At 70.7% G+C, this 25,948-nt stretch carries 20 protein-coding genes; 8 read left to right on the top strand and 12 right to left on the bottom strand.

Annotation, left to right across the window (positions count from 1 at the left end; translation table 11 throughout):
- Positions 1-14: 14 nt before the first annotated feature.
- The 8 genes from HLB44_RS09285 to HLB44_RS09250 are packed head-to-tail and all read right to left on the bottom strand — an operon-like array spanning position 15 to position 12,686.
- The gene (locus HLB44_RS09285) at positions 15-2,942 is read right to left on the bottom strand and encodes a two-partner secretion domain-containing protein (protein ID WP_173122310.1); all 2,928 of its coding nucleotides are present in this window, start codon (positions 2,940-2,942) and stop codon (positions 15-17) included.
- The gene (locus tag HLB44_RS09280; RefSeq protein ID WP_173122309.1) at positions 2,939-5,110 is read right to left on the bottom strand and encodes a CHAT domain-containing protein; all 2,172 of its coding nucleotides are present in this window, start codon (positions 5,108-5,110) and stop codon (positions 2,939-2,941) included. Before HLB44_RS09280 ends, HLB44_RS09285 begins: the two co-directional genes overlap by 4 nt.
- Before the next feature lie 15 nt (positions 5,111-5,125).
- On the bottom strand, positions 5,126-6,730 hold the full coding sequence (locus HLB44_RS09275; protein WP_173122308.1) for a ShlB/FhaC/HecB family hemolysin secretion/activation protein: 1,605 nt from the start codon (positions 6,728-6,730) through the stop codon (positions 5,126-5,128).
- Positions 6,731-6,787: 57 nt separating this feature from the next.
- Positions 6,788-7,852, bottom strand: a complete 1,065-nt coding sequence (locus tag HLB44_RS09270) for a tartrate dehydrogenase (protein ID WP_173122307.1) — start codon at positions 7,850-7,852, stop codon at positions 6,788-6,790.
- A gap of 22 nt (positions 7,853-7,874) precedes the next feature.
- Entirely contained in the window at positions 7,875-8,681 is an 807-nt protein-coding gene (gene hpaI / locus HLB44_RS09265; RefSeq protein ID WP_173122306.1) for a 4-hydroxy-2-oxoheptanedioate aldolase, read from the bottom strand.
- Positions 8,678-10,159, bottom strand: a complete 1,482-nt coding sequence (locus tag HLB44_RS09260; RefSeq protein ID WP_173122305.1) for an NAD-dependent succinate-semialdehyde dehydrogenase — start codon at positions 10,157-10,159, stop codon at positions 8,678-8,680. The genes hpaI and HLB44_RS09260 overlap by 4 nt, the downstream gene beginning before the upstream one ends.
- A gap of 8 nt (positions 10,160-10,167) precedes the next feature.
- Complete coding sequence (locus tag HLB44_RS09255) at positions 10,168-11,694, bottom strand: UxaA family hydrolase (protein WP_173122304.1); 1,527 nt, start codon at positions 11,692-11,694, stop codon at positions 10,168-10,170.
- A 5-nt stretch (positions 11,695-11,699) separates the two neighbouring features.
- Complete coding sequence (locus tag HLB44_RS09250) at positions 11,700-12,686, bottom strand: Bug family tripartite tricarboxylate transporter substrate binding protein (RefSeq protein WP_173122303.1); 987 nt, start codon at positions 12,684-12,686, stop codon at positions 11,700-11,702.
- Between the two features lie 121 nt (positions 12,687-12,807).
- On the opposite strand from HLB44_RS09250, the gene HLB44_RS09245 reads away from it, so the two are divergent.
- The 7 genes from HLB44_RS09245 to HLB44_RS09215 all read left to right on the top strand — a co-directional run bounded on the left by HLB44_RS09245 (position 12,808) and on the right by HLB44_RS09215 (position 19,152).
- On the top strand, positions 12,808-13,764 hold the full coding sequence (locus tag HLB44_RS09245) for a LysR substrate-binding domain-containing protein (RefSeq protein ID WP_173122302.1): 957 nt from the start codon (positions 12,808-12,810) through the stop codon (positions 13,762-13,764).
- A gap of 66 nt (positions 13,765-13,830) precedes the next feature.
- Entirely contained in the window at positions 13,831-14,406 is a 576-nt protein-coding gene (phaR, locus tag HLB44_RS09240) for a polyhydroxyalkanoate synthesis repressor PhaR (protein ID WP_173122301.1), read from the top strand.
- Between the two features lie 50 nt (positions 14,407-14,456).
- The gene (rimO, locus tag HLB44_RS09235; RefSeq protein WP_173122300.1) at positions 14,457-15,872 is read left to right on the top strand and encodes a 30S ribosomal protein S12 methylthiotransferase RimO; all 1,416 of its coding nucleotides are present in this window, start codon (positions 14,457-14,459) and stop codon (positions 15,870-15,872) included.
- A 2-nt stretch (positions 15,873-15,874) separates the two neighbouring features.
- Positions 15,875-17,077, top strand: a complete 1,203-nt coding sequence (locus tag HLB44_RS09230; protein ID WP_173122299.1) for a PLP-dependent transferase — start codon at positions 15,875-15,877, stop codon at positions 17,075-17,077.
- 26 nt (positions 17,078-17,103) lie between these two features.
- Positions 17,104-18,024, top strand: a complete 921-nt coding sequence (locus HLB44_RS09225; protein WP_173122298.1) for a GGDEF domain-containing protein — start codon at positions 17,104-17,106, stop codon at positions 18,022-18,024.
- A 110-nt stretch (positions 18,025-18,134) separates the two neighbouring features.
- Positions 18,135-18,482, top strand: a complete 348-nt coding sequence (locus HLB44_RS09220) for a type II toxin-antitoxin system Phd/YefM family antitoxin (protein WP_173122297.1) — start codon at positions 18,135-18,137, stop codon at positions 18,480-18,482.
- A gap of 16 nt (positions 18,483-18,498) precedes the next feature.
- Entirely contained in the window at positions 18,499-19,152 is a 654-nt protein-coding gene (locus HLB44_RS09215) for an AAA family ATPase (RefSeq protein WP_173122296.1), read from the top strand.
- A gap of 2 nt (positions 19,153-19,154) precedes the next feature.
- On the opposite strand, the gene HLB44_RS09210 is transcribed toward HLB44_RS09215, so the two are convergent.
- The 4 genes from HLB44_RS09210 to HLB44_RS09195 form a co-directional block, all read right to left on the bottom strand.
- Positions 19,155-20,567 (bottom strand): serine hydrolase domain-containing protein, encoded by a 1,413-nt coding sequence (locus HLB44_RS09210; protein WP_173122295.1) that lies wholly within the window; start codon positions 20,565-20,567, stop codon positions 19,155-19,157.
- A 115-nt stretch (positions 20,568-20,682) separates the two neighbouring features.
- Positions 20,683-22,029: an argininosuccinate synthase gene (gene argG / locus HLB44_RS09205; RefSeq protein ID WP_173122294.1), complete on the bottom strand. Its 1,347-nt coding sequence runs from the start codon at positions 22,027-22,029 to the stop codon at positions 20,683-20,685.
- Between the two features lie 424 nt (positions 22,030-22,453).
- Positions 22,454-22,960 carry a methylated-DNA--[protein]-cysteine S-methyltransferase gene (locus HLB44_RS09200; protein WP_173122293.1) on the bottom strand — a complete coding sequence of 169 codons (507 nt, stop codon included), beginning with the start codon at positions 22,958-22,960 and terminating at the stop codon, positions 22,454-22,456.
- A gap of 4 nt (positions 22,961-22,964) precedes the next feature.
- Complete coding sequence (locus HLB44_RS09195) at positions 22,965-24,419, bottom strand: DNA-3-methyladenine glycosylase 2 family protein (protein ID WP_173122292.1); 1,455 nt, start codon at positions 24,417-24,419, stop codon at positions 22,965-22,967.
- Positions 24,420-24,536: 117 nt separating this feature from the next.
- Between HLB44_RS09195 and HLB44_RS09190 the strand changes: the two genes are divergently transcribed.
- Complete coding sequence (locus tag HLB44_RS09190; protein WP_173122291.1) at positions 24,537-25,928, top strand: phosphomannomutase/phosphoglucomutase; 1,392 nt, start codon at positions 24,537-24,539, stop codon at positions 25,926-25,928.
- Positions 25,929-25,948: the final 20 nt, after the last annotated feature.

Below are 25,948 nucleotides of genomic sequence, written 5' to 3'. Positions count from 1 at the left end.
CTGCCGGGCGCCGCTCAGCGCGCCGGCCGCACCGCATCGGAGATAGAGCCCGGCAAGCCGCCGCGGCCGGCGCGCACCAGCGAGCTGCCGTAGCCGATGCCGCACATGTCGCGCCCGATCAGGCCGACATCGAGCACCTGGGCGTCCAGCGTCTTCAGGCTGCCGGCCAGGTCGAGCGCGGGGCTGGCGATCTGGATGTTGCCGGACAGGCCTTCCGGCGCCGCGGCCTGGATCACGTTGCTGCCCGCGCCGCGCGGATCGAACGGAATCAGTTCCGTGCCGCCGACGCGCAGCGCGCTGCCGCTGGACAGCAGCGCCTGAACCTCGATGCGAATGTCGCCGCCACTGGCGCGCGGTGCGGCGGTATTGGCCTGGATCGAGCCGTTGTCCAGCACCAGCACGGGCGTGCTGACGCGGATGTTGCCGCCATTGCCGTTGAAGGCGCCGAGCACCGAGCTCTCGATCTGCGCGTCGCGTATCAGCAGATAGCGCTGCGCCGAGACGCTGATCGGCCCGCCGTTGCCGTTCTGCGCGGATGTGAGGATGCGCGCGTCGTTGCGCATGATCATGTCCTCGCGCACCTGCACGTCGATGGCATTGCCGGGGGCGCTGCCACTGGACGAGGCGATCAGGCTCGCACCGTCCATCTGCAGGCGCTGCGCGCTGACGCTGATCGATTGCGGCGTCAAGGCGGTCAGGTCCGGTTCCAGCGATTCGTTCTTGATCGTCATCGCCTGAGGCGCGTCGGTCAGCAGCACCGCGCCGCTGGCGGCCACCACGATCTGCCCGACCTTGCCGGTGGAGGTGGCTGTCGCGCGGCTGCGGATGCCGGTCAGCGGATCACCCTGGCCGTCGATCAACAAATCGCGCGTCTCGATGCGGATCGCGCCCGAACGGCCTTCGGCATGGGCGTTGGCACTGATCACGCCGCCGCGCAGCAGCGAGACCTGCTCCGCGCGCCGGACCGTGATGTCGCCCGCCGCGCCCGGGCCGACGGAGGTGCCGAGGATGCCGGTCGTCAGGCCTTGCGGGCCGCTGCCCTCGATCAGGAGGGTCCTGGCCTCGACCGTGATCGCGCCGCCGCGGCCGGTTCCGGCCGACAGCGCCTGGATCAGGCCGCCGCGAACCATCGTCAGGCGCTCCGCGACCTGCACCGTCACGACCCCGCCGTCGCCGGCGCCCAGCGTCGTGCTGGAGATCGACGCCGGCCATTGCTCGCGCCCGTCGAGCAGCATCCGTTCGGCGGTGACCGAGACGGTGCCGCCCGCGCCGGGGCCCGAGGTGTTGGCGGAGATGCCGGCGGGCCCACCGCCGAGGATCGTGATGTCGCGCGCTTCCACTTGCACCCGACCCGCCGGTCCGCCCGGGCCGTGCGCCAGTGAACCGGGCTCCATCGATCCCAGCGAGTCGCTGTAGATCCCGGAGGGGAAAGCGTCGTCACTCGCGGTGTCGATCAGGATCGATTGCGCCTTGACCGACACCGAGCCCGCCCGCTGCGTGGCGATCGGCGCGAACCCCGGATGGGCGGTGGCCGAGCTGGTGATGTTGCCGCCGCCGCGCAGCACGAGCGGCCCGTCGACGAGCACGGTCACCGCGCCGGCCGGTGTCGCGACGAAGGTGGAGTCGCTGGAAATGCTGGGCGGCAGGGTCGCGCCGGTGCCGTCCAGCGTCAGCGCGCCGGCCTTCACCTGCACCGATCCGGAGGCGCCGAAGCGCGTCAGGTCCGGCGCATCGACGCCGGCCAGGGCCTGCGAGAACACGCCGCCGCTGTCTGTCATCCGCAGCGGCCCCTGGACGTCGACGGCGATGTTGCCGGCGTTGCCGAGGGCCTGGGTGAAGCTGGCGATGGCGGTCTGGCCGCTCACGCTCATCGACGCGGCGCTGACGCTGATGTCGCCGGCCGGCGCTGCCGACGAGGTCGTCGTCAGGATGCCGCCGACCTCGCCACCGATGGCAATCGAGCCCAGGCTGCGCACGCGCACCGGCGGCCCCGCGGCCGCGCTGTCGAAGGCCATGTGCGAAGCGATGCGCGAGTCCTGCAGGCGCAGCGCGTCGCGCACCAGCACGTCGACCGCGCCGGCGGCCTGCAGCACGGGGATCGCAGTGATCGCTGCGAATTGAAGCTCGAGCGTGCCGGCCTGCACGGCGACGCGGCCCTCTGCCGTGCTGGCGAACGAGCCCAGCAGCGTGATGCTGCCGCCGAGGCTGCGCTCGGGCGCCGCCTGGCGCGGATCGACCGGTATCGCTGCGCCTTCAGCGCCGGCGGCGAGCAGCCGCAGCACGCCGGTTTCGGTGTGGATGGCGGCGCGGTCCAACTCGATCGATCCGGCGGTGATGTCGATGTCGCGGTCGTCGAGGAAAGCATTCACCCGCGCGCCCGGCAGCAGGCGCACCGCGCCCGCGGCGGCGGCGCCCAGGAATCCGAACGCCGCGGGCGCGGCCACCGTCAGCGTGCTGTCGGGTCCCCGCCCGGCGCCGAACACCGTGCCATCGGCGAAACGCAGCTCGTGGGCGGTGCTCAAGTGGAAGGCGGCGGGCACGTCGATGCGCGCGCCCGGCCCGACGGTCACGCCGTTCGGATTGATCAGGTAGAAGTTCGGCCGGCTCCCGGAGGCCGCCGACAGCCGCAGCGTGCCGTACAGGCCCGACGGCTCGCTGCCGCTGACCCGCGCGATCACGTTGTTCAGCGCGGGCGTGGCGGTCGTGAAGGTCGCCGATTCACCGGCCTCGATGCCGAAGCGCTGGAAGCTGTGGAAGAGGTTGCTGCCGGCGCGCCGGCCCACGCTCTCGGGAATCGTGAACTGGCCGCTGAAGGCCTGCGGCGTGCGGCCCCAGCTGCCGTCCGTCAGCGCGCCGGCCTCGGCGCCGCCGGGCAGCGCGGCGAACAGCATCGCCGCCAACGCCGCAGTGACGCGGCCGCGGCGCTCGGATCGAGCACTCATAACCAGCTCCCGACGAGGATGAAGGCGCCCCAGTGGAACGGATGATTGAACGCGGGTTCGGCGATCAGCGATCGCTGCACCTGCTGCAAGGCCTTGGCCTTGCTGATCTGCGGCTCGCCGAGGCGGGCATAGAAGCGCGACATCAGCTGCATCGCCGCGGCGTCGGACACCGGCCACAGCGTGCCGAGCGCGCTGCCGGCGCGCGCCTTCAGCGCCGCGCCCGACAGCCCCAGCGGCGCGCGGTCGTCGCCCTCGGCGGTCTGGCAGGCCGACAGCGCGAGCAGGTCGATCGGTTGCCGGCGCAGCTTCTCGGAGCGCAGCAGGCGCTGCAGGCCGTCGATCGTCAGCAGGCCGTCGTAGGTCAGCAGGAAGCTCTCGGCGGCCGAGCTGCTGAAGACGCCATGCGAGGCGATGTGCACGAGTGAATAGTCGCCGGTCGCGAAGCGCTGCTCGAACTGCGCCAGCGTGAAGGCCTGGTCGAGCAGCACGTCGCTCGGCAGGCGCTGGCGCAGGCTATCGATTTCCTGCTTCACACCGGGCAGCGCCAGCGCCTCGCGGGTTTCCTGGCGCGTCAGCGTGCGGGTGGCCGTGCCGCCCAGGGCTTCCAGGACCCAGCGCGGCAGCTGGTCGACCACCGGGCCGGGTTCGGACAGGCCGGCGAGCAGCAAACGCGGATTCGCCTGGCGGTTGCGCGCGGCACGCGTCAGGCTCAGTGCCGGCGCGGTGACCACCGCGTACTTCTCGATCGCGAAGCGCTGGCCATCGTGCAGCGCGCCATAGGGCAGCAGCCGCAGCACGCCGTCGGGCACGATCACCAGCGTGTCGATCTGCTGCTCCGCCAACAGGGCATCCAGCGGGCGCAGCAGTCGGTCGTACAACACGCCGGCCGCGGCTTCGTAGGGGCGCTGGCGGCGCAGGCTGTCGGCAAAGCCCAGCACCAGCTTCTGCAGGTCGTCGGCATCGATCGCCTGCGAGCGGCGCTGCAGCCCGTCGGCCGTCTCGACCAGCATCTCCAGCCGCTCGGCGAAGATGATCGGATAGACCACTGCCGTGCCCTTGGGCAGCACGCCGGCGTCGAGCGAGCGCGCCGATTCCACCGTGCAGCGCTCGCCGAGGAAGTCGTCGAGCTCGCTGCGCTTGACCAGCTCGACCACGTTGCGCGCCTCGCGGGCGTATTGCTGTGCCGCCGCGCCGGCCGCGGCATCGGCCTTGGCGAGCAGCAGCTCGGCGAGGCCCAGGTAGATCGGCTCCAGCGTCTCGCGGAACGACGAGCGGCCGTCCTCGTACTCGATCGGGATGTCCTGCCGCACCGCCTCGATGTGCTCGACGGCGCGGCGATAGGCGGCGACGGCGCGATCGGTGTCGCCCGCGGCCTTGAAGAGGCGGCCGCGCCGCCATTCCAGGCGGAACAACAGGTCGCGCGCGTTGGCCGCCTGGGCGCGTGACACGGCATCGTCGGTCAGGCGCAACGCATCGTCGATGCGCCGCTCCGCTTCGTAGAGCTGGCCGAGGCCGTCGAGCGCTTCGGCTTCGAGGCGCGCATCGGCCAGGCCGGCGGCCAGCGCGCGGGCGAGTGCGAGCGACTCGTACGCCAGCGGCTTGCCCGCGGCGCCGAGGCCGAGTGCCTGCATGCCGAGGTTCGCGGCATAGCCGGCACGCTCGCGCGCATCGGCGATCGTGGGCAGCCGCGTGGCGGCCGCGCGCAAGGCGTCACCGCGCGCGCCGGGCGCCGTGAGGCGGGCCAGGTTCAAGGCGGTGCTCAGTTGCAGCGAGGCGTCGCCCGGCGCCAGCCGCTGGGCTTCGAGGTAGAGGCGGCGCGCCTCGTCGTCGTGGCGCAGGCCGAGCATCACGTTGCCGAGGTCGTTGGCCAGTGGCGCGCGTTCGGCCGGGGTGCCGGCGCGCTCGTAGGCCTCGCGCAGCAGCGGCTCGGCTTCCTTGGTGCGGCGCATCTGGTACAGCGTGAGGCCGAGCGCGGCCGCGGCGCGCGCCTTCAGTGCCGGCTCTGCCGCGCGGGCGTGGGCCTCGCGCAGGTGCTCGCTGGCGCGCTGCAGATCGCCGCTGCGGCGCAGCTGCGTGCCGTGGTCGATCAGCGCGGCGGGGTCCTTGGCCTGCGCGGGCAGCGCGGCGAGCAGGGCGCACATCACGAGGGTGAGCGGGCGCAAACGCATGGTGGAGCCCTCCTGCTAGAAGACCTCGTAGCGAATCTGCACGTGAACGCCGCGGTCCTGCAGCGCGCCGTGGCTGGCGACGGCCGGCGTCTTCAGCTTCTTCGCCGCCTGGAGCTCGACGCTCCAGCCGCCGCCGAAGCGTGCATCGAGTGCCACGCCGGCGGAAGCGATGCGTTCGGTGCGCTCGCCACGGTTGCGTGCGCTGCCGGCATCGATGAACGGCGCCAGGATCACCCGCGGCTCGGACTCGGCCGTGCCGATCACCGGCATCTGCAGCTCGACCGTGCCGATGGCGCCCGAGTCGCGCACCAGCTGGTTCTCGCGATAGCCGCGCACGCTGGCGACGCCGCCGACGGCCAGGCGCTCCAGCGGCAGCAGCCGGTCGCGGCTGTGCTGCACGGTGGCTTTCAGCACCAGCTGCGCGCCCGGCAGCACACCGAGCCGCTGCGCGAACTGGGCCTGGCCGAGCCAGAACGCATAACGCCGTGCCGGAGCGGCCGGATCGACGCTGGTGTCGATGTTCGTGCGGCCCCAGGTGAACGTGGAACGCAGCGCCAGCGCCTGACCCGGCTGGCGCCGCGTGTAGTCCTGCGAGAAGCGCCACGCGTGCAGCCGCGACACGCCGTCCGGCTCGCCCGGCGTGAACGAGAACGGCTCGCCGAGCAAGGTCGTGCGGTTCTCGCGCTGCGTCCACACCAGGCCGAGCGTCAGGCGATCGTTGAGTGTCTCGAAGAACGCGCGCGTGAAGCTCACGTCCAGGCTCTTGACCCGGCTGACGATATCGATGCTGGCGACCGGCTCCTCGATCACGCTGGCGTCGCCCTGGTCATGGCGCAGGCCGAAGCTGCCACCAACGAGCGGCAGCGGCACGCTCCATCCGACGTTGGTTCGCTCGGAGCCGCGGCTCGCCAGCGCGGTCGCGTCGACGACGTCGCCCAGGCCGGTCAGGTTCCACAGCGCGCCGGTCACGCCGCCGGCGCCTTCGCCGACCGACGGCGGCCGGTGGTTGTTGGCGAAGAGGGCCAGCTTGTACGGGCGGGCGCGCGTCACCTCGACTTCCAGCGCCGCCTCGCCCAGCGCGGCACCCGGCACGATGCGCGCATTCAAACGCGCGATCAGCGGGTCCTCGAGCAGGCGCTGGAAGCGGTCCTGCAGCAGGTTGATGTTCAGCACCTCGTTCGGCCCGTGCACCAGCCGCTCGGCGACATAGCCCTCGCGCAGGCGCTCCTGCCCCTGCACCCGCACGGCCAGCAGGCGGCCCTCGACGATGACGAAGCGGAAGCGGCCGTCGCGCCAGGCGCCTTCCGGAATCACCGCGCCGGAGGTGACGAAGCCGCGTTCGATCAGCAGGCGCGTGATCGCCAGCCGCAGCTCTTCGAGATCCGCCGTCGTGACGGGACGCTGCGTGTAGGGCCGCGCGAGTGCTTGCAGGTCGGCGTCGCCGACGACGGTGGCGCCCTCGAAGACGAAGGTCTCGATCGGGCCGAGCGCCCGGCCCGCCTCGCGCAGCGGCGGCAGCCGGAAGGATTCAGCCTCCGGCGCGGGCTGCTGCGCCGCGCACAGCGGGGCGAGGGCGGCGAGGCCCCACGCGAGTGCGGAGGAGGGGAGCTTGCAGGGCACGACGCCGACCGGAGAAAGGTCCGGCGATTGTGGCGCCCTGCCGGGCCGGCATGCGGCTCAGATCAGCGCCGCGATCGCTTTTCCCATCTCGGTTGTCGATGCGCTGCCGCCGAGGTCGCCCGTGCGCGGGCCTTCGATCAGCACGCGTTCGATCGCTTTCACGATCGCATCGTGCGCATCGCGGCGGCCGAGGAAATGAAGCATCAGCGCGCCCGACCAGATCATCGCCACGGGATTGGCGATGTTCTTGCCGTAGATGTCCGGCGCCGAGCCGTGCACCGGCTCGAACAGCGAGGGGAAGCGGCGCTCGGGGTTCAGGTTGGCGGAAGGCGCCAGGCCGATCGTGCCGGTGCAGGCGGGCCCCAGGTCCGACAGGATGTCGCCGAACAGGTTCGACGCGACGACGACGTCGAAACGCGAGGGCTGCAGCACGAAGCGCGCCGACAGGATGTCGATGTGCTGCTTGTCGACGGTGACCTCGGGGAAGTCTGCGCCGACCGCATCGGCCCGCTTGTCCCACCACGGCATGCTGATCGCGATGCCGTTGGACTTGGTGGCCACCGTCAGGTGCTTGCGCTGGCGCGATTGCGCGAGCTCGAAGGCGTACTTCAGCACGCGGTCGGCGCCGAAGCGGCTGAACACCGACTCCTGGATCACGATCTCGCGCTCGGTGCCCTCGTACATCACGCCGCCGAGGTTGGTGTATTCACCCTCGGTGTTCTCGCGCACGATCATGAAATCGATGTCGCCGGCCTTGCGCCCGGCCAGGGGGCAGGGCACTCCCTCGAACAGGCGCGCCGGGCGCAGGTTGATGTACTGGTCGAACTCGCGCCGGAACTTCAGCAGCGAGCCCCACAGGGACACGTGGTCGGGCACCGTCGCCGGCCAGCCGACCGCGCCGAAGTAGATCGCGTCGTGGCCTTGGAGCTGCGCCTTCCAGTCGTCCGGCATCATCTGGCCGGTCTTCGCGTAGTGGTCGCAGCTGGCCCAGTCGATCTGGGTGAACTCCAGTGGGATGTCGAAGCGGCGCGCGGCGGCTTCGAGCACACGCAGGCCCTCGGGCATCACTTCCTTGCCGATGCCGTCGCCGGGGATCGCGGCGATCTTGAACGGGGTGCTCATCGTTGTCTCATCCTTCGTGTGTTCAGTAGGCGGAGGCGCCGGCGGCGCCCATGGCCGCATCGGTGCCGAGGCCGAATTCCTCGGCCAGCTTGCGCGCCGCCTGCGCGAGCAGCGTGATGTCGATGCCGACGGCGACGAAGTGCGCGCCGTAGTCGAGATAACGCCGCGCCTGAGCGACATCGACGGTCATCGTGCCGGCAGCCTTGCCGCTGGCGACGATGGTCTTGATGGCACCTTCGATGGCTGCCTGCACTTCGGAGTGCGCGGGATTGCCGCGATGCCCCATCGATGCCGCCAGGTCCGACGGTCCGATGAACACCCCGTGCACGCCGTCGACCGCGCAGATCGCTTCCAGGTTCTTCAGCGCCGTCACCGTCTCGGCCTGCACGATCAGGCAGACCTCGTCGTCGGCCACGTGCACATAGTCGCGCCGCGCGCCCCAGCGCGAGGCACGCGCGCCGCCGGCGCCGACGCCGCGGATGCCGCGCGGCGGATAGCGCGTCGCCGCGGCCAGCGCGGCGGCCTGCGCGGCCGTGTCGACCATCGGCACCAGCAGCGTCTGCGCGCCGATGTCGAGCAGCTGCTTGATCAGCGCCGGGTCGCCGTTGACCGAGCGCACCACCGGATGCACCGGGTAGCCGGCGACCGCCTGCAATTGCGCCAGCATGCTGGGCACGTCGTTCGGCGCATGCTCGCCGTCGATCAGCAGCCACTGGTAGCCGGCGCTGGCGCAGACCTCCGCCGGGTACGGATGGGCCAGCGACAGCCACAGGCCGATCTGCCGTTCCTTGCGTTCCAGCGCGGCCTTGAACGGATTGCGCGTCGTCATGAGAGATTCCCTTCGCAGACGTATTTCAGGTGCATGTAGTCGTCGAGCCCGTGGCGCGAGCCCTCCCGACCATAGCCTGATTCCTTGACGCCGCCGAAGGGGGCGGCTTCCGCAGCGAGCGCGCCCTCGTTGATGCCGACGATGCCGGTTTCCAGCGCATCGGCGACACGCCAGGCGCGCGCGATGTCACGGGTGTAGAAGTAGCCGGCGAGGCCGAAGGGCGTGTCATTGGCCTGCGCGATGACCTCGGCCTCGCTGTGAAAGCGGAACACCGGCACCACGGGGCCGAAGGTCTCTTCCTGGGCCAGCGCCATCGCCGGCGTCGCGCCGGTCAGCACCGTCGGCGCGTAGTAGTTCGGGCCGTGGACGACGCCATCGCGCACGCGCCGGCCGCCGACGACGACGCGCGCGCCGTGCCGCACGGCATCGTCGACATGGCGCTCGATCTTCTCGACCGCGCGCGCATTGATCATCGGGCCGATCTGCGAGTCCTCGCGCTGCGCCGGGCCGACTTTCAGCGCGCCGACGCGCGCGGCGAGCAATTCGACGAAGCGATCGTGCACGCCGGCCTGCACGTAGACGCGGTTCGGGCAGACGCAGGTCTGGCCGCCGTTGCGGAACTTGGCCACAATCAGGCCCTCGACGGCGGCGTGAATGTCGGCGTCGTCGAAGACGATGAAGGGCGCGTTTCCGCCGAGCTCGAGCGACAGCTTCTTCAGCGTTGCCGCCGATTCACGCGCCAGCAGCTTGCCGACCGGCGTCGAGCCGGTGAAGCTGATCTTGCGCACGCGCGCATCGGCGAGCCACGCGCCGATCACCGCCGGCGTGTGCTCGCGCGATGCGCAGACGATGTTCAGCACGCCCGGCGGCAGGCCGGCCGCTTCCGCCAGTGCCACCAGCGCCAGCGCGGTCAGCGGCGTGTCCTCGGCCGGCTTGCCGACGACGGTGCAGCCGGCGGCCAGCGCCGGCGCGATCTTGCGGGCGATCATCGCCGCCGGGAAGTTCCACGGCGTGATCACCGCGACGACGCCGACCGGCTCCTTGACCGTCCACATGCGGCGGCCGGTCACCGGCGCCGGGATCACATCGCCATGCGCGCGCACGGCTTCCTCGGCGAACCACTCGACATAACTCGCGGCATACGCGACCTCGGCGCGGCCCTCGGCGAGCGGCTTGCCCTGCTCGAGCGAGATCAGCCGGCCAAGCTCTTCCTGCTGCGCGGTGATCGCCGCGAACCAGCGCTTGAGCACCTGCGCGCGCTGCTTGGCCGGCGTTGCGCGCCAGGCGGCGAAGGCGGCGTGCGCCGCGTCCACCGCGGCGGCGGCGTCGGCCGGGCCACTGTCGGGCACCTGCGCGATCAGGCTGTCGTCGGCCGGGTTCAGCACGGCGAACACGTCCTGCCGGTCGGCATCGCACCAGCGGCCGGCGATGAAGTTCTGCGTGCGCATCCACTGCGCGCGGCTCGGGTTCTGGGTCATGGGATCTTTCAGCTGACGATGCCCAGGTGCCAGGGCACGAATTCGTGGTCGCCCAGGCCCAGCAATTCACTCTTGGTCGGGTGGCCGGACGCAGCGCGCAGGATGTGCTCGAAGATGCGCTGACCCATCTGCGGGACGCTCAGTTCGCCGTCCAGCACCAGGCCGCAGTTGATGTCCATGTCCTCCTCGAGGCGGGTGAACATCGGTGTGTTGCTGGCCAGCTTGATCGTCGGCGCCGGCTTGGAGCCGAACATCGAGCCGCGGCCGGTGGTGAAGCAGATCAGGTTCGCGCCGCTGGCGATCTGGCCGGTCGAGGCCACCGGGTCGTAGCCCGGCGAGTCCATGAACACGAAGCCCGCCTGCGTGATCGGTTCGGCGTATTCGTAGACCGCCTGCAGCGGCGTGGTGCCACCCTTCATCGCCGAGCCGAGCGACTTCTCGAAGATGTTGGCCAGCCCGCCGGCCTGGTTGCCGGGGCCGACGACGCCGTTGAACTGGCCGTTGTGGCCGCGCGTGTACTCCTCCCACCAGGCCAGGCGGTCGAGCAGCTTCTGGCCGACCGCGGGCGTCACCGCGCGCCGCGTCAGCAGGTATTCGACGCCGTGGATCTCGGGTGTTTCCGACAGGATCGCGGTGCCGCCGTGGCGCACCAGGATGTCCATCGCCGCGCCGAGCGCCGGGTTCGCGCTGATGCCGGAAAAGCCGTCGGAGCCGCCGCATTCGAGGCCGATCTTCAGGTGGCTGGCGGACACCGGCACGCGCTTGACGTCGTTGGCGCGCGGCAGCATCGATTCGATCGCCGCGATGCCGGCGGCGATCGTCGCGCGCGTGCCACCGGTGTCCTGCATCACCAGCGTGTGCAGGTGGCCGCCCGGTTCGAGCCCTTGCGAGCTGACCAGGTCGGCCACCTGGTTGCGCTCGCAGCCGAGGCCGACGATCAGCACGCCAGCCAGGTTCGGATGGCGCGCGTAGCCGGCGATGGTGCGCCTGAGCACGTCGAAGTGCAGGCTGGGCGAGGACATGCCGCAGCCGCTGGTCTGCGCGAAGGCGACGACGCCGTCGACGTTCGGGTACGCGGCCAGCCGCTCGGGCGTGAAGTGCGCGGCGATCTGCTTGATCACCGTCGACGAGCAATTGACCGACGACAGGATTCCGATGAAGTTGCGTGTCGCGACGCGGCCGTCGGGTCGCACGATGCCGAGGAACTTGGCGCGCTGGTCTTCGGGCAGGTAGTCGACCGGCCGCACGTCCTCGCCGAAGCCGGGATCGCGGTCGAAATCGACCAGTGCCAGGTTGTGGCCGTGCACGTGCTCGCCGGCCTCGATGTCGCGCGAGGCGACGCCGATCACCGCGTCGTACTTCTTCACCGTCTCGCCGGCGGCGATGCGGCGCGCGGCGATCTTGTGGCCGGCCGGCACCTGCGCGCGGATGCGCAGGCCGAGCTCGGGCAGCTGCTGCCCGAGGGCCAGCGCTTCACGCGCGATCAGCACGTTGTCGGCCGCGTGCAGCCGGATCAGCGGGGTGGGAGTGGCCATCTCGTTCAGCCCTTGGCCATCAGTTCCTTGAGCTTCAGGCGCTCGATCAGCACGGTCTCCTTCCTATAGGTCGCGGCGACGTACTTCTCGTAGTCCGGCCCGTCGAGGTACATCGGCGGCGAATCGATCTTGTCGCAGGCGGCGAGGAACTCGGGGCTGGCGGCGGCGAGCTTGAAGGCCTCACGCAGCTTCCTGACGATCGCCGGATCGAGCCCCTTGGGCGCGCCGATGCCGTTGGGCGCATCGACGACGACGTCGAAGCCCTGCTCGCGCAGGGTCGGCACGTCCGGAAAGTCCTGCGTGCGCTTCTCGCCCCAGGTGGCCAGCAGGCGCAGCTTGCCGGCCTTGACGTGCGGCGCCCACGAGCTGGAGTCGGCCAGCGCATCGATCTGGCCGCCGATCAGGTCCTGCAGCGCCGGTGCGCCGCCCTTGTACGGGATGTGGTTGAACTGCGCGCCGGCGGCGAGCGCGAACTCCTCCATGCCGACGTGCGTCGCACCACCGATGCCGGCGCTGCCGTAGGTCAGCCGGCCGGGCGCGGCCTTGGCGGCGGCGACGAAGTCCTTCAGCGTCTTCCACGGCGCGTCGGCGCGCACGGCGATGCCGAAGGTCTGTCCCGACGTTCGGGCGATGTAGGTCAGGTCCTTCAGCGGATCGATCTGCACGGTGCCCAGCTGCGAGAAGCGGGCGACCGAGATCGGGATCTGGCCGATCGTGTAGCCGTCCGCCTTGGCGGTGGCCATCGCCTTCAGGCCGAGCATGCCGGAGGCGCCGGCCTTGTTGTCGACGACGATGGTCTGGCCCAGCACCTTGGCCGCGGCGCCGCACAGCGCGCGCATCGTCAGGTCGGCGGTGCCGCCGGCCGGCCAGGGGCAGATGAAGGTGATCGGGCGCTCGGGATAGGCATTGGCGAAGGCGGCGCGCGGCGCGAGCGCCAGCGTGGCGGCGGAGCCGAGGCTGCCGAGGATCAACTGGCGGCGGGTGGTGTTCATCTGCTTTGTCTCCTGGATGTCGATGCGGGGCTTCCCGATGGGCCGGATTGTCGGCAGCAGCACCATTCCGATCCAATGAAGATGTGGACTCTCTTCATTCCGTTTGGGTTATGGTCCGGCGATGAGCGACATCGACCGCGTGCTGCGCTCGAACCTGAAGCTGCGCCATCTGCAGCTGGTGGTCGCGCTCGACCAGTTCCGCCACCTCGGTCGCGCCGCGGAGTTCCTGTCGCTGACGCAGCCGGCGGTGTCGAAGTCGCTGGTCGAGATCGAGCGCATGTTCGGCCTCGACCTGTTCGTGCGTTCGTCCCGCGGCACCGAGCCGACGCCCTACGGTTCGACCGTCGTGCGTTTCGCGCGTTCGGTGCTCGCCGACTTCGACCGCACGCGCGACGAGATCGCCGCGGTGGCCAGCGGCGCCGCCGGCCGGGTCAACGTCGGCGCGATGGTTGTCGCGACGCCCTCGCTGCTGGCGCGCGCGGTCGAGCTCTTGAAGGCGCGCTCGGCGCAGACCACGGTCTCGGTCGAGGAGGGCGACCTGACGCGGTTGCTGCCGCGGCTGCGCGTCGGCGAGCTCGATCTCTTCGTCGGCCGGCTCGAGCCCGGCTACGCAGCGCCCGACCTGGCGACCGAGGCGCTGTACGACGAGCCGATGTGCGTGGTCTGCCGGCCCGACCATGCGCTGGCGCGCAAGGCCAGACCGAGCTGGAACGACCTGGCCGGGTTGCCCTGGGTGATGCCGCCCGCGTGGGCCTCGTCGCGCATCAAGCTGAACCAGATGTTCTACAAGCACGCGCTCGATCCGCCGGTGGACGTGATCGAGTCGGCCTCGTTCCTCGTCACACTCAGCTTCCTGCGCGAGCGCGCGGCGATCGCCTTCGTCGCCCGCGGCGTCGCGCGCTTTCTCGAACGCGAGGGCCTGGCCGCGACCGTGAAACTGAAGGTGCCGATCGAGCTGCCGCCGGTCGGCCTGATCACGATGCGCCAGCGCCGGCCCACGCCGGCCACCGAGCAGCTGATCGAGTGCCTGCGCCGCGCCGCGAAGGGCCGCACCGGTGGGCCGGCGCCGGGCGGGTAAGCCCTGCCGGAAGCGCCCGCGGGGCCTCCGTAGAATCTTTTCGAATTGCCTGAGGAGTTGTCCCCGATGCCTTCCCATCGACGCGGCGCTGCCGACAGCGGCGCTGAAGCGTCCCCGTCCAGCGGACCGCGCGTTCTGAAGAAGTACCCGAACCGTCGCCTCTACGACACCCGGACCAGCAGCTACATCACCTTGGTCGACGTCAAGCGCATGGTGCTCGACGGCGAGCACTTCGAGGTGCGCGACGCCAAGACCTCCGACGACCTGACGCGCAGCATCCTGCTGCAGATCATCCTCGAGGAGGAAACCGGCGGCGTGCCGATGTTCAGCACGCAGATGCTGGCGCAGATCATCCGCTTCTACGGCCATGCGATGCAGGGGCTGATGGGCTCGTACCTCGAGAAGAACCTGCAGGCCTTCGTCGACGTGCAGACGCGTTTCTCCGACCAGACCAAGGGCCTGTACGACCCGAAGACCTTCACGCCGGAGACCTGGGCCCAGTTCATGACCGGCCAGGCGCCGCTGATGCAGGGCTTGATGGGCACCTACCTCGAGCAGAGCAAGACGCTGTTCGAGCAGATGCAGGAGCAGATGAAGTCCTTCCCGGGCCTGCCGGGCTTCCCCGGCGTCGGCAAGCGCTGAATTTCACTCGCCGGCCCGGGCAGCGGGCAGTCGCGAGACAATCGCGGCCTATGCATGACCTCTCCCTGCCCACCCCGGCGGCCGCCACCACCCCGGCCAAGCCGCCCAAGGTCGGCTTCGTCTCGCTCGGCTGCCCGAAGGCGCTGACCGATTCCGAACTGATCCTGACCCAGCTCTCCGCCGAGGGCTACGAGACCAGCAAGACCTTCGCCGGCGCCGATCTCGTCATCGTCAACACCTGCGGCTTCATCGACGACGCCGTCAAGGAAAGCCTGGACACTATCGGTGAAGCGCTGGCCGAGAACGGCCGCGTGATCGTCACCGGCTGCCTGGGCGCGCGCGCCGCGTCCGACGGCGCGAACCTGGTGCGCCAGGTGCATCCGAAGGTGCTGGCCGTGACCGGCCCGCACGCGACGCAGGAAGTGATGGACGCCGTGCACCTGCACGCGCCTAAGCCGCACGACCCGTTCATCGACCTGGTGCCCGAGGCGCGCGGCATCGCCGGCATCAAGCTGACGCCGAAGCACTACGCCTACCTGAAGATCAGCGAAGGCTGCAACCACCGCTGCACCTTCTGCATCATCCCCAGCATGCGCGGCGACCTGGTCTCGCGGCCGGTCGGCGACGTGCTGGCCGAGGCGCGCGCTCTGTTCGAATCCGGCGTCAAGGAGCTGCTCGTCGTCAGCCAGGACACCAGCGCCTACGGCGTCGACGTCAAGTACCGCACCGGTTTCTTCGACGGCAAGCCGGTCAAGACGCGCATGGTCGAGCTGTGCCAGCAGCTCGGTGAGCTGGCCGCCGCGCACGGCGCCTGGGTGCGGCTGCACTACGTCTACCCGTATCCGCATGTCGACGAGGTGCTGCCGATGATGGCCGCGGGCCATGTGCTGCCCTACCTCGACGTGCCGTTCCAGCATGCGCACCCCGACGTGCTCAGGCGCATGAAGCGCCCGGCCAGCGGTGAACGCAACCTCGAGCGCCTGCTGAAATGGCGCGAGGCCTGCCCGGAGCTGATCGTGCGCTCGACCTTCATCGCCGGCTTCCCCGGCGAGACCGAGGCCGAGTTCCAGATGCTGCTCGATTTCGTGCGCGAGGCGCAGATCGACCGCGCCGGCTGCTTCGCCTACTCGCCGGTCGACGGTGCGGCGGCCAATGCGCTGCCCGATCCGGTGCCGGCCGAGCTGCGCGAGGAGCGCCGCGCGCGCTTCATGGCGGTGGCCGAGGAAGTCTCGATCGAACGACTGAAGCGCCGCATCGGCGCGACGATGCAGGTGCTGGTCGACCGCGCGCCAGCGCTCGGCCGCAAGGGCGGCGTCGGCCGCAGTTATGCCGATGCGCCGGAGATCGACGGCACGGTGCGGCTGCTGCCGCCGGAGAAGGCCTCGAAGACGCTGAAGGTGGGCGAGTTCACGCGGGCGCGCATCGTCGCGACCGAAGGGCACGACCTGATCGGCGTGCCGCTGTGACCATGGGCGCGAACGGCTTGAAAACCACGCAGGACCTGATCACCGGCCTCGTTCACCACCCGTACGAGCCGCCGGCCGGCTTCGGCGCCGTGATGCCCGGCGTGCACAAGGCCTCGACGGTGACCTTCCCGAACACCGCCGCGATGCGTTCGCGCAGCTGGAAGAGCAAGCAGGGCTACACCTACGGCCTGCACGGCACGCCGACCACCTTCACGCTCGAAGAGCGCATCGCCGCGCTCGAAGGCGGCCGCTTCTGCGCGCTGGCGCCGAGCGGGCTGGGCGCGATCGTGATGACCAACATCGCGCTGCTGAAGCAGGGCGACGAGCTGCTGCTGCCCTCCAATGTGTACGGCCCCTCGCGCGAGATGGCGCGCACGCTGCTCACCGACTGGGGCATCACGCACCGCTTCTACGACCCGCTGGCGGCCGCCTCGCTGGCCGCGGCGATCGGCGAGCGCACCAAGCTGGTCTGGCTCGAAGCGCCCGGCTCGGTGACGATGGAGTTTCCGGATCTGCGCGGATTGATCGCCGCGGCCAGGGCGCGCGGCGTGCTGACGGCGCTGGACAACACCTGGGGCGCCGGCCTGGCGTTCCGTGCCTTCGAGCTGGCCGACGGCCTGGGCGTCGACCTGGTGATGCAGGCGCTGACCAAGTACCCGTCGGGCGGCGCCGATGTGCTGATGGGCTCGGTCGTCTGCAACGACGAGGCGCTGCACCACCGCATCCTGCAGGCGCACATGCGCCTCGGGATCGGCGTCGCCGCCAACGATGCCGAGCTGGTGCTGCGCTCGCTGCCGACGATTGCGCTGCGCTACCGCGCACAGGACGCGGCGGCGCGCACGCTGGCCGCCTTCCTCGCGCAGCAGCCGGCGATCAAGCGGCTGCTGCATCCGGCCTTCGACGGCTCGCCCGGCCATGCCTTCTGGCGCGAGAGCTGCGGCGCGGCGGCGGGCCTGTTCTCGGTGCTGCTCGACCCGGGCCTGCCGATCGAGCGTGTCGATGCCTTCATCGACGCCTTGCGCCTGTTCCGCATCGGTTACTCCTGGGGCGGCCCGGTCAGCCTGGCGGTGCCCTACGATCTGCGTTTGATTCGCGACGATGCCGCCGGCGCGCTGCAGGGCCCCCTGGTGCGCTTCTCGGTCGGCCTCGAAGCGGTCGGCGACCTGCAGGCCGACCTGGCGCAGGCGCTGCGCCAACTCGACTGACCGCACGACTGACGGCAACGGCAACGATGGGCACCGAGGACACCACCGTCATCATGAAGACCGGCGATCACTCGCTGGTGCTCAGCCTCGGGCCCTCGGCGCAGCGCCGCTCCTGCCTGATCGTCTACAGCGGCGCCGAGACCGGCAAGCGCTACGTGCTCGACGGCCGCGCCACCACCATCGGCCGCCTTGCCGACATGGGCGTCTTCATCGACCACCCGAGCGTCAGCCGGCGCCATGCCGAGCTCGAGCTCGCCGGCGACGTGATGATGATCCGCGACCTCGGCTCGGCGAACGGCACCTGGGTCAACGACATCCGGCTGCCGGCGCCGCAGGCGCTGAAGGACGGCGACCTGATCCGCCTCGGCAAGGTGTTCCTGAAGTACTACGAGCAGGAAAACCTCGACGTGCTGCTGCACGACCGCATCTACCGCATGGCGACGGTCGATGCCGGCACCGAGATCTTCAACCGGCAGTACCTGGTCGAGTTCCTGAAGGGCGAGTTCAAGCTCGCCAAGCTGACCGGCCGGCCCTTGTCGGTCGTCTACTACGACCTCGATTTCTTCAAGAGCGTCAACGACAACTACGGCCACGGCGCCGGCGACCAGGTGCTGAAGGAAAGTGCGGGGGTGATCAAGACGGTCGTGCGCAAGGACGACCTGCTGGGCCGGCTCGGCGGCGAGGAATTCGTCGTCGTGCTGCCGAACACCGTGCTGGCGGTGGCCGCGGAGCTGGCCGAGCGCATGCGCGCCGCGGTCGAGGCGCACGACTTCGTGCTTGCGTTCCAGACCCAGCTCGGCCGGCGCAGCGTGACGCATCGACAGACGATCTCGCTCGGCGTCGCGCAGCTCGGCGAGCCGATGCAGGAGTCGCCCGAGCTGCTGGAAGCGGCGGACGCTGCGCTCTACCGCGCCAAGCGGGGCGGACGCAACCGCGTCGATCACTGAACGCGCGCCGGCTCGCCGGCACGGCAGGCCACTTCGGTCGAAATGGCCATTTTGGCCAGAATGGATCGGCGCTCCGTACAATCGCGCCATTCCATCCCGGGGGCGGCTCCATGACGACCGAACTGCGTGCGCTGAACGACCTGCCGCGCCAGAACGCGACGCAGGTCAAGAACCGCTGGGGCGAGGTGGTGCGGCTGGTGCGGCAAAGCGGCAGCGTCGCGATCACCCACCATGCCAACGTCGAGATGGTGCTGGTGCCGGCCGCCGTCTACGAGCAGGTGGCGCGTGAGCTGCAGACGCTGAAGGCGCAGCAGCAGTCGCAGCTGGAGGAGCTGGCGCAGCGCTTCGAGGCGCGGCTGGCCGGGCTGCAGCACGCGGCCGCGCCGCAGCAGCTGGATGCCTTGCTCGCCGCGCGCGGCAAGCTGACGCGGCGTCCGAAGGCGGGCGCCACCTTCTGATGCCGCCGGTGGCCACGTGCCGGCGTTGCGTCCGTTCATCCTGGTGCTGGCCGGCGTCAACGGCGCCGGCAAGAGCTCGGTCGGCGGTGCGCTGCTGGCCGAGCATGGCCTGACCTGGTTCAACCCCGACAGCCTGGCGCGCGAGCTGATCGCCTCGCACGGCCTCGCGCCGGCCGATGCGAACGCGCGCGCCTGGACCTTCGGCCGCCAGCGGCTCGAGGCGGCGATCGCCGGTGGCCTGAACCACGCGTTCGAGACGACGCTGGGTGCGACGACGATTCCGGAGCTGCTCGAGCAGGCCTCGCGCAGCCACGACGTCGTGATGCTGTACTGCGGGCTGGGCTCGCTCGAACAGCACCTGGAGCGCGTGCGCCAGCGTGTGGTGCAGGGCGGCCACGACATCCCGGAGGCCAAGATCCGCGAACGCTGGCTGAGCTCGCGGGCCAACCTGGTGCGGCTGCTGCCGGTGCTCGCGCGCCTGCAGGTGTTCGACAACAGCATCGACGTCGCGCCCGGCGAGGACATCCCCGATCCGCGGCTGGTGCTGGAGATGGCCGGCGGCCGCGTCGGCTTTCCGGCGCCCGGTGATGCGGCGGCGCTGCGGGCGACGCCGCCCTGGGCGCGGCCGATCCTGCAGGCGGCGTTCGAGCTGGCGCCGCCGGTGGCCTGAGGCTACGGCGTCGAAAGGGCCGCCACCGGCGCCGGCAGCGCCTCGATCACCTGCGCGACCAACCGGTCGATGTCGTCGATCACCGCGCGGCGGATCTTCGCCGGGCCCATGCGCACGACGACCAGCTGCTGCGACGGCACGATGACGATGAACTGGCCGGTGTAGCCGCGCGCGAAGTAGGTGTCCTTCGGCAGCGACGGCAGGCCCCAGGGGATGCCCCACTGCCCCATCGTGCCGGGCAGCGCATTGGTCCACAGCCCGGCGCCATAGCCGGTGCCCGGCGTCGGCGTCGTGCTGTCGCGCACCCAGCCCGGCGGCAGCAGGCGCTCACCGCCGACCACGCCATCGTTCAGGAACAGCAGGCCGAGCCGCGCCCAGTCGCGCGCCGGGGCGTAGGTCGAGTGCGAGATCAGCGGGGTGCCGGTGGCATCGGCGTCGATCTGCACGTCGCGCATGCCGAGCGGCGCGAACAGCGCCTGCTGCGCATGGCGCCGCACGCCGGCCGCGCTGCCGCCGAGCGTGTCGCGCAGCACGCGGCCGATGGTCAGGAAGTTGGCATCGGAATACGCCCAGCGCGTGCCGGGTGCCTCCCCCGGCGGCAGCGCGGCGATTGCGGCGACCGGATCACGCTCGACGTACTTGATGCGCGAATCGAGGTCGAAGCCGCTGTTATTCTGCTCCGGCACCGCCAGCCCCGCGGTCTGACGCAGCAGGTGGTCGATCGTGATGGCGCGGCGCGGATCATCGGGGTCGCTCCACTGCGGAAGAAGAGCGCCGCGGTCGAGCGCCAGCTGCCCGCGCTGCACCAGCGTGCCGACCAGCGCATTGGTCAGCGTCTTGGCGACCGAGAAGCTCAGCATCGGCGTGCGCACGCCGATGCCGGGCGCATAACGCTCGGCGATGACCCGGCCGCGGTGCACGATCACGACCGCCTGCGTGTGGCGGTAGGCATCGCCCGGCGGCTCGGCGAAGGCTTGGTCGAGCGCTGCGGCGAGGCGCGGATCACTCGCGGGCACCGGTGCCGGTCCGGCGATCTCCGGCAGCAGCGGCGGCGTGTCGCCCCAAGCCAGCGGCGGATCCGGCCGCGGCGGGGCATCGTTGTCGTGCAACAGCAGGCAGCCTTCGCCGGGGCGGTGGATCGCCCGCGTCCGGTAGCCGCCGCCGATCTGCGTGCGCACCTGCTGGCGCTCGGCATCGACGTCGACCTGCACGAACGGCCGCAGCAGCGGCATTGCGCCGTGCACTTCGACCGACTGGCGGTAGACCACGTCGGCCGGTCGGCCCGTGATCAGGTGGCCGGAGCACATCAGGTGGCTGGTCAGGCCCGAAGCAACCGTCAGCGGCTGGTCGAGCGGTGTCAGGCTGCAGCCGGCGATCGAAGCGGTGGCGGCCAGGGCGAACAGGGTGGGGCGCATGGGGTCTCGTGAGCGGAGTGGCAACGAGACGCCAGCGTGCCGGGCGAGCACCGCCCGGTCCTGCCGCATTCGGAATTCGGCGAGCCGGAAACCGAATGCGGCGCTCGGGTGACGGTTACGGCTCGGTCGAACCCGGCGACGACAGCAGCGCGAAGGGGCCATCGGTGCCCGAACCGAGCAGGCCGACCTTCGAATAGATGCCGAGCTTGTCGCGGGTATCGGCGATGTCGAGGTTGCGCATCGTCAGCTGGCCGACGCGGTCGGCCGGCGTGAACGCGCCTTCGCCCTTTTCCATCGTCAGCCGCTCGGGGTGGTAGGTGAGATTCGGGCTGACGGTGTCGAGCAGCGTGTAGTCGTTGCCGCGGCGCAGCTCCAGCGTCACCTCGCCGGTGATCGCGCGGGCCACCCAGCGCTGCGCGGTCTCGCGCAGCATCATGCATTGCGGGTCGAACCAGCGGCCCTGGTACAGCAGGCGACCGAGGCGCCGGCCGTTCTGGCGGTATTGCTCGATCGTGTCCTCGTTGTGGATGCCGGTCACCAGGCGCTCGTAGGCAATGTGCAGCAGCGCCATGCCGGGCGCTTCATAAATGCCGCGGCTCTTGGCCTCGATGATGCGGTTCTCGATCTGGTCGCACATGCCCAGGCCGTGGCGGCCGCCGATGCGGTTGGCTTCTTCGAACAGCGCGACCGGGTTGGCGAAGCTCAGGCCGTTCAGTGCCACCGGCTGGCCTTCCTCGAAGCGCACGGTCACGGTTTCGGGCTTGACCGCGACGTCCTCGCGCCAGAACGCGACGCCCATGATCGGCTGCACGATGTTCAGGCCCTTGTTCAGGAACTCGAGGTCCTTGGCCTCGTGCGTCGCGCCGAGCATGTTCGAGTCGGTCGAGTAGGCCTTCTCGACGCTCATCTTGTAGTCGAAGCCGTTGGCGATCAGGTACTCGCTCATCTCCTTGCGGCCGCCGAGCTCGTCGATGAAGCGCTGGTCGAGCCAGGGCTTGTAGATGCGCAGCGCGGGGTTGGCGAGCAGCCCGTAGCGGTAGAAGCGCTCGATATCGTTGCCCTTGTAGGTGCTGCCGTCGCCCCAGATGTTGACGCCGTCGTCGCGCATCGCGATCACCAGCGCCGTGCCGGTCACCGCGCGGCCGAGCGGCGTGGTGTTGAAGTAGGTCGCACCGCCGGTCGAGATGTGGAAGGCGCCGGACTGGATCGCCGCGATGCCTTCGGCGACGAGCTGCGGGCGGCAGTCGATCAGGCGGGCGATGTCCGCGCCGTAGGCTTTGGCCTTGCGCGGGATGTCTTCGTAGTCGCTCTCGTCGGGTTGGCCCAGGTTTGCTGTGTACGCGCAAGGAATCGCTCCCTTGGCACGGATCCAGTGCACCGCGGCGCTGGTGTCCAGTCCGCCGGAAAACGCGATGCCGACACGTTCGCCGACGGGAAGCTGCTGAAGGATGGTGGCGGCCAAGGCTCGGATCTCCGCGGAGTGAAAGGGCAACCGCGAATTATCGCTGCGCCGTCCGCGAGGCGTGCACAGACCGAGCGAGCCAAGGCCACGGGGTACCCGCTGCCGCCGGCCAGGGCCAGAGGCCCTGGCGTTCGCCAGGCACAAACAGTCCACTGGACTGTTTGTGTCCGGGCTCACTCCCCCGGTCGCTGCGCTCCCTCCTCCTCTTACCTCGCTGCAGCGGGCACCCCATGTCCTTGGCAACGGCACCGCGGTGGCGTGCGAAGAATCAATTCCAGGGCCGTGCCAGATCAGGACGGCAGGGTGCCCTGTGTAGCGAGGTAAGAGGAGGAGGGAGCGGAGCGACCGGGGGACACGAGCGCAACAGGGCACCCTGGCGGCCTGATCTCGCTGAGTCTCCAAGCGCATTGGCAGAACATGGTCCTCATGCGGTGAGCGCCTCGGCCCGGGCCTGCTCCAGGGCCAGCAGCGCGCGCTTGCGGTCGAGTCCGCCGGCATAGCCCGTCAACGCACCGGAGCGGCCGAGCACGCGATGGCAGGGCACGAGCACCGACACCGGATTGCGCCCGACTGCTGCGCCGACCGCGCGCACCGCATGCGGCACGCCGGCGCGCTCGGCGAGCGTCGAGTAGCTGCAGGTCGCGCCGCGCTCGAGCGCGAGCAGCTGCTGCCACACCGCCTGCTGGAACGGCGTGCCTTGCAGGTCGAGCTGCAGCTCGCCGGCCGCGTCATGACCGGCGAAGTACGCGTCCAGCGTGCACCGTGCCGCGCGCAGCCAGCGTTGCTGCGGATTCAGCGGCGCATCGAGCGGGCCGGGGTGGTGGGCCTGGCCGTCGAACCACAGGCCGACCAGCCCGCGTTCGCTGGCCGCCGCCGTCATCGGGCCCATCGGGGTGTCGAGGCGCGCCTGCGCCGTGATGTCGAGTTTCATCGGGTCACTCCAGGTTCAGCCACAGTTTCATCACCGCGTAGGCCCGCCACGGCCGCCAGGCCTCGGACTGTTGCGCCGCGAGCCGCGCATCGCGGGTGCCAAGCGCATTCAGGATGCCGATGTCGGTCGCCGGCCAGGCATCGGGCCAGGCCAGCGCGCGCATCGCGATCAGCTGGGCGCTCCAGTCGCCGATGCCGGGCAGCGCCTGCAGCGCTTCCAGCGTCGGCTGCAGCGGCGCCGCGCGGTGCAGTTCGATCCGGCCCTCGGCGACGGCCGCGGCCAGCGCCTGCAAGGCGCGCACGCGCTGGCGCACGATGCCGAGCTTGCCGATCACTTCCGGGTCGGCTTCGGCGACGATGCGCGCCGACGGGAACAGGCGGTCGAGCCCGGCGAACGGCGTCTCGACCGGCATCCCGAAGCGCTCGACCAGCCGCCGCGTCAGCGTGCGCGCCGCGGCCACCGTCACCTGCTGGCCGAGGATCACGCGCACCGCGCTCTCGAAGGCGTCGGCCGCACCGGGCAGTCGAATGCCTTCGCGCAGTGCGCCCGGCACGGCGGCGAGCACCGGATCGATCTGCGCCGGATCGGCATCCAGGTCCAGGCACTGCCGCATGCGCTGCACGACGGCGCCGAGCGCCGGCAGCAGCGCCGGCGCAATGACCAGCTGCACTTCGTGCCGTGCCGGCACGAAGCGCGCCTCGACCCAGCCGGTGAGTGCCTGAGCGCGATGCTCGACCGCCAGCGTGCGCCGCAGCGCGAGCCCGTCGACCGCTTCGACGCCGGCAATCGCGCGGTTGGCGAAGAAGCGCACCACGCCATCGATGTCGTAGGGCGGCCGGTAGGCCAGGCGCAGGCTCGTCGGGCCGGCCGGTGCCGGTGGGGGCGCCGCTTCGCCGCGGTCGCGCCGCAGCGCGCTCGGGCTCATGCGATAGCGCTCGACGAACGCGGCATTGAAGCGGCGCAGGCTCGCGAAGCCGCTGGCCAGTGCGACCTGCGTCACGGGCAGGACGGTGTCGGTCAGCAGCCGCTTGGCCAGCAGCAGCCGTTGCGTCGTCAGGTAGTCGATCGGCGTCACGCCATGGGCCTGCGCAAAGATGCGGCGCAGATGGCGGTCCGTGACGCCCAGCCGCGCGGCGACCGCGGGCAGCGGCGGGTCCAGCCCTTCGTGCGCCGCGCTTTCGAGCATCAGCGCCGCCTGCTGCGCCAGCACCTGCGACGAATCGGTCAGCGACAGCCCCGGCGCCAGCTCGGGCCGGCAGCGCAGGCAGGGCCGGAAGCCGTTCGACTCGGCCTGCGCCGCGTTCGGGAAGAAGCGGCAGTTCTCGCGCCGCGGCGTGCGCACGCGGCACACCGGGCGGCAGTAGATGCCGGTCGACGTCACGCCGACGAAGAGCCGCCCGTCGAAGCGGGCATCGTGCGTCGTCAGCGCGCGGTAGGCAGCGTCGTCATGCAGGGTCATGGCGCGATGGTAGGCGCCGGGGCGGTCCGCACTAGCCGTTTTCGGACCTGTCCCTGTGGCGCCCGGCAGGCCAGCGTCCGTCCTTAGAATCGCGCCCACTCCAGATACGGGGATCCCATGCAGGTACAAGCCTCGGCCTTCAAGGCCTATGACATCCGCGGCATCGTCGGGCAGGGCATCGACGAGACATTCGCCGAGCACCTGGGCCGCGCCTTCGGCAGCGAGGCGGTCGCCGCCGGCGAGAAGGCGGTGGTCGTCGGCCGCGACGGGCGCATTTCCGGCCCGGGTCTCGTCGCCGCGCTGATCCGCGGGCTCACGTCGACCGGGCTCGATGTCGTCGACATCGGGGCCGTGACGACGCCGATGCTCTACTACGTCGCCGCGACGCGCGGCAAGCATGGCTGCCACAGCGGCATCCAGGTCACCGGCAGCCACAACCCGAAGAACTACAACGGCTTCAAGATGGTGCTCGCCGGCAAGGCGATCTATGGCGAGGCGATCCAGGCGCTGAAGCGCCGCATCGAGGCCGAGGACTACACGCCCGGCCGCGGCCGCAGCGCGACGATGGACATCTTCGCCGAGTACAGCCACCGCATCACCCGCGACGCGAAGCTCGCGCGGCCGATGAAGATCGTCGTCGACTCGGGCAACGGCATCCCGGGTGCCTCGGCGCCGCAGATCCTGCGTGCGCTCGGCTGCGAGGTGATCGACCTGTACTCGCGCGTCGACGGCGACTTCCCCAACCACCATCCCGATCCGAGCAAGCCCGAGAACCTGAACGACCTGATCAAGGTGGTGCATGCCACCGAGGCCGAGCTCGGCATGGCCTTCGACGGCGACGGCGACCGGCTCGGCATCGTCACCAAGGAAGGCACCATCATCTACCCGGACCGCCAGCTGATGCTGCTGGCCAAGGAGGTGCTGTCGCGCCACCCGGGCGAGACGATCCTCTACGACGTCAAGTGCAGCACGCGCCTGGCGCCGATGATCCGCGAAGCCGGCGGCGTGCCGCTGATGTACAAGACCGGCCACTCGCTGATGAAGGCCAAGCTGGCCGAGATCGGCGCGCCCATAGGCGGCGAAATGAGCGGCCACATCTTCATCGCCGACCGCTGGTACGGCTTCGACGACGCGATGTACACCGCGGCGCGCATGCTCGAGATCCTGTCGCGCACCGACGATCCGAGCGCGATGCTCAACGCCCTGCCCACCGCCTTCAACACGCCCGAGCTGAACGTGCCCTGTGCCGAGGGCGAGCCGGCGCAGGTCGTCGAGGCGCTGAAGGCGCAGGCGACGTTCCCCGGCGCGAAGGAGATCATCACGATCGACGGCCTGCGCGTCGACTATGACGACGGCTTCGGCCTGGTGCGCGCGTCGAACACCACGCCGGTGCTGGTGCTGCGCTTCGAGGGCCACACGCCCGAGGCGCTCGAGCGCATCGAGCACGAGTTCATGAGCGCGCTGCGGGCCGTGAAGCCCGACGCGCAGATCGCGCTGGCGGCGCATTGACCGACACCGCGCGCGCGCCG

Origin of the sequence: Pseudaquabacterium terrae, from assembly GCF_013266755.1 — a bacterium.
GTDB classification, from domain to species: Bacteria; Pseudomonadota; Gammaproteobacteria; order Burkholderiales; family Burkholderiaceae_C; genus Pseudaquabacterium; species Pseudaquabacterium terrae.
The sequence above is the reverse complement of the archived record's forward strand: the minus strand, read 5'-3'. Positions and strand labels throughout refer to the sequence as shown.